The 6442-nt window shown below is 26.2% G+C and carries 5 protein-coding genes; 1 reads left to right on the forward strand and 4 read right to left on the reverse strand.

All coding sequences use genetic code 4. From position 1 onward, the window contains the following. On the reverse strand, nucleotides 1–1875 hold a 1875-nt coding region (gene uvrB / locus ACXX85_RS03825; RefSeq protein ID WP_458560672.1), incomplete at its 3' end, for an excinuclease ABC subunit UvrB. A 49-nt stretch (nucleotides 1876–1924) separates the two neighbouring features. Between uvrB and ACXX85_RS03830 the strand changes: the two genes are divergently transcribed. Continuing rightward, entirely contained in the window at nucleotides 1925–2749 is an 825-nt protein-coding gene (locus ACXX85_RS03830; protein ID WP_436358876.1) for a leucine-rich repeat domain-containing protein, read from the forward strand. 52 nt (nucleotides 2750–2801) lie between these two features. On the opposite strand, the gene ACXX85_RS03835 is transcribed toward ACXX85_RS03830, so the two are convergent. Genes ACXX85_RS03835 through eno form a run of 3 tightly spaced genes read right to left on the reverse strand, consistent with a single transcriptional unit; the run spans nucleotide 2802 to nucleotide 5604 of the window. Beyond that, entirely contained in the window at nucleotides 2802–3716 is a 915-nt protein-coding gene (locus ACXX85_RS03835) for an SPFH domain-containing protein (protein ID WP_436358877.1), read from the reverse strand. A 1-nt stretch (nucleotide 3717) separates the two neighbouring features. Then, the gene (locus tag ACXX85_RS03840) at nucleotides 3718–4215 is read right to left on the reverse strand and encodes an NfeD family protein (protein WP_436358878.1); all 498 of its coding nucleotides are present in this window, start codon (nucleotides 4213–4215) and stop codon (nucleotides 3718–3720) included. 15 nt (nucleotides 4216–4230) lie between these two features. Beyond that, the gene (gene eno, locus ACXX85_RS03845) at nucleotides 4231–5604 is read right to left on the reverse strand and encodes a phosphopyruvate hydratase (RefSeq protein WP_458560673.1); all 1374 of its coding nucleotides are present in this window, start codon (nucleotides 5602–5604) and stop codon (nucleotides 4231–4233) included. Nucleotides 5605–6442: the final 838 nt, after the last annotated feature.

The following is a 6442-nucleotide window of genomic DNA, read 5'->3' on the forward strand; positions in this document are numbered from 1 at the left end:
TTGTTTTATTAGTGCTTTTATTATTTCTTCTTTTTCTTTTTTATCTTTGACTTTTGAAGATTTTTCTAAAGCATCAATTGTTTCAACTGATTGAATGGGGTCAAAAATAGGTTTAATGATAGTTTTAGGAATGATGTTGTGTTTTTTGTTATATTCCATTTGAATTTTTCTTTTTTCTTCATTATCTTTTAAAGTAGATTCAATATTGCTTGTAATAGAATCAGCAAATAAAATTGCTCTACCGTGATCGTTTCTAGCTACTCTACCAATCATTTGAATTAGTGCAGCTTTTGTTCTGGAAAATGAGTTGGTATCAGCTTCAAGAATCATAATTAAAGAAACTTCTGGTAAATCTATCCCTTCTCTCAGTAGATTAACTCCCACAACAACATCATAAATTCCTTTACGTAATTTTCTTAATATGTCATTTCTTTCAAAAGTTTTGTGTTCAGAATGAATATAAGCTGATTTATAGTGTTTTTCTCTAAAATTAGATGATAACTCTTCTGCCATTCTTTTGGTTCCTGTTATGATAATAACTCTTTCATTATTTTTAATTTGATTATCAATTTCTTTATACATAGTTTCTAATTGATTTTTAGTTGATTTAATTTCAATTATTGGATCAACAAGACCAGTAGGTCTTATGATTTGTGTTGTAATTTCTCCGTGCGTTTTGTCAACTTCATAATCTGAAGGAGTAGCTGAAATATAAATAATTTGATTATCTATTTCTTCAAATTCTTCAAATTTTAAAGGTCTATTATCTAAAGCGGAAGGCAAACGAAAACCATAATCTACAAGATTTCTTTTTCTTTGATAATCACCTTTATACATTGCTTGTAGTTGTGGAACTGTCATATGGGACTCATCGATAAAGATAAGTGTGTCTTTAGGTAAATAATCAAAAAGTGTATAAGGTTTCTCGCCTTCTTTTCTATCATCCATATGTCTTGAATAGTTTTCTATTCCAGAGCAAAAACCAAATTCTTTTAGTGAGTCAATATCATTACGAACTCTGTCATTTAATCTTTGTTTTTCAACTAATTTATTTTCCTTGTCAAAATAAGATAATCTTTCTTCTAATTCTAATTCAATAGTTTTAACAGCTCTTTCAATTGTATCATTAGTTACTGTATAAGAGTTTGCTGGATAAATAACAAAATTTTTAACTTTTTTTGTAGTTTTTTTACTTAATTTTTCTTGATAGACTATATTTTCAATTTCATCATCAAAAAAATCAATTCTAATAGTTAATTCTTCAGTTCATACAGGAAAAAGTTCTACAACATCCCCTTTAGTTCTAAATTTTCCTGGTTCTAAATCAATATCAGTTCTTTCATAACCTATTTTTGCTAGAGTTCTAAATAAATCACTTCTATTTAATTTCATTCCTACTTCGATATAAAAAAGATTAGATTGATATTCTTTTGGATCAAGTGCCCCGTAAATTGCAGCAACAGAAGAGACAACAATTGTGTCTCTTCTAGTTACTAAAGCATTGATAGTGGACATTCTCATAGATTCTAAATCTCAGTTTGTTTTACTGGATTTTTCCGTATAAACATCTTTAGCTGGTAAGTAAGATTCTGGTCTATAGTAGTCAAAGTGAGAAACAAAATATTCTACTTTGTTTTCTGGAAACAAACTTTTCATCTCTGAAAAGAGTTGTGAAGCTAAAGTTTTGTTATGTGATAAAATCAGAGCTGGTCTATTTGTTTCTTTGATAACATTAGCCATAGTAAAAGTCTTTCCACTACCTGTAACACCAAGTAAGACTTGGTATTTTTTATTATTTTTTATTCCGTCGGAAAGTTCTTTAATTGCTTTTGGTTGATCGCCTTGAGGCTTATTTTTTGAAATTAAATTATACATATTATTAAATTATAATTGGAAAATAAAATAATAGTGTAAAATTTAAACTATGAAAAAAATATTTTTATCTATAAGTCCATTATTAGTTTTACCTATCGTCGCTGTTTCTTGTGGCGACAATAATGCAAATACCAAACAAGGAGAGAATCTTGTAAATAAGAAAAATGATAAAGGAGAATTTGTTAATGTTATATTTGATAAAGAACATAAAACCTTTACATTAGACTTGAGCAAAGAATCCATTACAACTATATACACAGGAGCTTTTGCTGGTGAAAAAAGTAGAGAAATTTTATTAAGTGAAACAATAAAAAAAGATGGTGTTGATAACCAAGTTATCGTTTCTTATCATCTTAAAAAAATTATTTTTCCTCCAACTTTAGAAATAATTGAAGATTCAGCTTTCACAAATAGAACATTACCAACATCAAAAATAGATTATGAGTTGCAAGAATTAGATTTTTCAAAAGCAACTATTTTAAAAACAATAGGTAATTATGCATTTGAAACAAACAAAATAAAAGAAATTATTTTACCAGATTCAGTAACTTATATTGGAAAACAAGCATTTGCAAATAATCAAATTTCAAAATTTGTTATTTCAGAAAATTCTAATTTAAAATCAATAGGAATTTCAGCCTTTTTTAACAATGAAATTACTTCTTTAGATTTTAAATCAAATAAATTGGAGTTAATTTCAAAAGCAGCATTTGAAAGAAATAAAATAACATCAGTTCACTTTGTAGAACCATTATCAAAATTAATAATAAGTAAAGAAGCATTTAAATTAAATGATATAAAAACAAATAATATTAATGAAATTGATAAAGAAAAAGTAAGTATTGCTTCTGATGCATTTGACAAATCAAATTAGTTTTAAAAAATAAATTAAAAATATCAAACTTGTTAGTTTGATATTTTTGTTTTTATTTTTTGTCACCTTCTTTAAATATTTCAGAAGCAACACTCATTGTTTTAGCAACGTCACCTAAGTTAGGTGGTAAAATAATTTTAGTTGCTTGGCCGTTAGCTAGAACTCCAAGTTGTTCAATAGATTTTAAAGTAAGAATATTTTTTGTAATATTTGTTTGATTTAATAATTCAATTGCTTTTTGATCGGCTTCAGCTTTTAATACTTCAGCTGTTTTTTTAGCTTCAGCTTTTAGAATTTCTGATTGTTTATCAGCTTCAGCTTCAAGAATTTTAGCAGCTTTTTGCCCTTCAGCAAGAAGGATTTGAGAAGCTTTTTTTCCTTCTGCTTCAAGAATATTTGCTCTTTTTTCTCTTTCTGCTTTCATTTGTTTTTCCATTGCTGATTGAATTTCTTTAGGAGGGATAATATTCTTAATCTCTACTCTATGTACTTTAATTCCTCAAGAATCAGACGCTTCATCTAAAATTAATGTTAATTGAGAGTTGATAGTATCTCTTGAAATTAATGCTTCATCTAATTCTAATTCACCAAGTAGATTTCTTAGTGTTGTAGCACAAAGGTTTTCAATGGCTTTCATAGAATTTTCTGCTCCATAAACAAAGAGTTTAGGATCTGTAATTTCTAAAAAGACAACTGTGTCAACTCTTATTCCTGCATTATCTTTAGTAATAACATCTTGTTCTGGGAAATCTAAAACTTTTTCTTTAAAGTTTTCTCTTTTAACAATTCTGTCTACAAAAGGTAAAAGGAAATTTATTCCGTTTTTAAGTGTTTTGTTATATTTACCAAGTCTTTCGACTACAGCAAATTCAGATTGTGGAATAATTCTAATGCTTCTTATTAAAGTTATTATTAATAATATAATTATGGCAATAGCAAGAACAGAAACAACGATAATTCAAATCATACTAATTTTCCTTTTGAGTTGTTTTTTCTATGTAAAGGATATTTCCTTTTACAAATTTAACTTTTACTCAATTTCCTTTCTCTATTTTTCCTTGACCTTCAACTGAAATAGTTCTATAAAATTTACCATCAATTTTAATTTTTCCATAATTTTGAGTATCTTCTCCATATTCATAACTATCTTCAATTAAAATATTAGGTTTAGATTTAGTTAAACCTTGAATTCTTTCTACACCTATTTTGGTAGAATAAAGTCTATTTTTAAGTAATTTATATGTTGAAAAATAGATAATAATTCAAACAACAATAAAAGTAAGAATTTGAGCTATTATGCTTCAATAAACCCCTTTAGTTGCTAAAGCAATAATTAATGAAGGAATAGCACTTATACTTGTTAATGCTGTTCAAATTCCATTAGTAGCTAGTTCTAAAATAATAAAACTTAATATTATCAATAATCAAATTACTATAAAAATAATTTTTATTACATCTTGTGGCATATTAAAACAATTTAATTACTTAACATTTCTTTTTAAGTTGTGGAAAGTTTTTTCTCCATCGTATTCAGCTGCTTCAGCTAATTCTTCTTCAATTGCTAATAATCTATTATATTTTGCAACTCTATCTGTTCTTGATAAAGAACCAGTTTTAATTTGACCTGCATTTACTGCAACTGCTAAATCAGCAATTGTTGTATCTTCTGATTCACCTGAACGGTGTGATACAACAGCTGTAAATCCTGCTTTATGTGCTAATTCAATTGTGTCAAGTGTTTCAGAAACTGAACCAATTTGATTTAATTTAATTAAAATTGAGTTAATTGAACCTTGTGCAATAGCTTCTGATAAAATAGAAGCATTTGTAACGGTTAAATCATCTCCCATTATTTGGTGAGTTGAACCAAATTTTTGATTAAATTTTTTAAATCCTTCTCAGTCTGATTCTGCAAATCCGTCTTCTACAGAAATAATTGGATATTTTGCAAATAATTTTCCATAGTATTCTACTAATTCATCTGTTGTAAATTCAACTTTATCAGTTAAACTTGCAAATCCTTCTTTTTTAGTTTCGATAGCCGCTTTTAATTTTCCAAAAGTATATTTTTTAGTTTTTGAATCATATAATTCTGATGATGCAGCATCTAAAGCAATAGCAACAGCATTTTCACCTTTAGTTGCTGGTGTAAATCCTGCAACTTTAATAGCTTCAACTAAAAAGTCTAAAGCTTCTTCGTGTGATTTTAAGTTAGGAGCAAATCCACCTTCATCACCAACTTGTGTTCCGTGTCCTGCTTTTTTTAATAATTTAGCTAAGTTGTGGAAAACTTTATTAGCCATTTGTAAAGCTTCTCTTATTGTTTTGGCTCCTAATGGCATAACCATAAATTCTTGGAAATCAATTGTATTTGATGCGTGTTCTCCACCATTAATAACGTTTAACATTGGAACTGGTAATTTTCTTGCGTTTGTTCCCCCAATATATTTATATAAAGGAATTTCTAATTCATCTGCTGCAGCTCTAAGAACAGCTAAAGATACCCCAAGAATAGCATTAGCACCTAAATTTTTCTTAAATGGAGTACCATCCAATTTAATCATTGCTAAGTCTATTTTTCTTTGATCTGTAACTTCCATTCCTAAAACAACAGGAGCAATTTTTTCATTAACGTTTTTAACTGCTTGCATAACTCCTTTTCCACCAAATCAATTTGATGCAAAAGCGTTATCTTGATCTCTTAATTCTAAAGCTTCTCTTGTCCCTGTTGAAGCACCTGATGGAACAATGGCTGAACCAAAACCACCAAATTCTGTTTTAACTTCTACTTGAACAGTAGGATTACCTCTTGAATCTAACACTTCACGAGCGTGAATGCTTGTAATTTTTGACATTTTTCTCCTTAATAAAATTTTTTATATTTAATAAAAATTATACATTAAAAAGAAATAAAAATATTTATATTTATCTAAAAAAAAGAAAAAATCAAGAACAGATAAACAGTGAAAATTTGTTCTTGATTTTGATATTGAAAACGTAATGTAATTTTCAAAATGGATTTTCAATTTTTTTATATTTTTAATTATTAAGATTAGTTATTATAATAACACTTTAAAAGATTTAAAAACTTAGAAAGGAGACTAAAATATAATAGGGGGTATACACAAAATAATCTAATAACAAGAATATAACAATAATAAAAAAATAAATACAATAATTTTAAATTTAATAAATGAAAATATTTGGTTGATAACAACCATAAATAATTATATACCTAAAATAAATAATTTGTTAAAAAAAAATCATTTTTTTGAAAAAAACATAAAAAAATTTGAACTTTTTATTATTACTTCAGAAGTAAATTAATTAAAATATAGTTAAATTAAATAAAAAGTATTAAATAAAAATAGTTTTGCTCTATAAAAGAAATCAAAATATTTTGTAAGTTGTAAATTAGCAGATAAGATAATACCTAAAAAGTCAAGCAAATTATTTTTAGATATAAAAACTTTTATTAAAGTAATATTTTTGTTGGTTGAAATGATTAAAACTTAAAAGCAGTCCAAAAAAAGCAATTATTTTTTTATTATATTATAACCAAAAAAACATTGCAAAATGATATAATTTAAAAAGATTTAAATAAATTTAAGTCAAAAATTAAAAAAGGATCAAAAGTATTTGTAATTACAGATATAAAATGTCACTTTTTATAAATATGTGTTAATTTAATGA

It is taken from the genome of Mycoplasma sp. Z386, assembly GCF_054343375.1.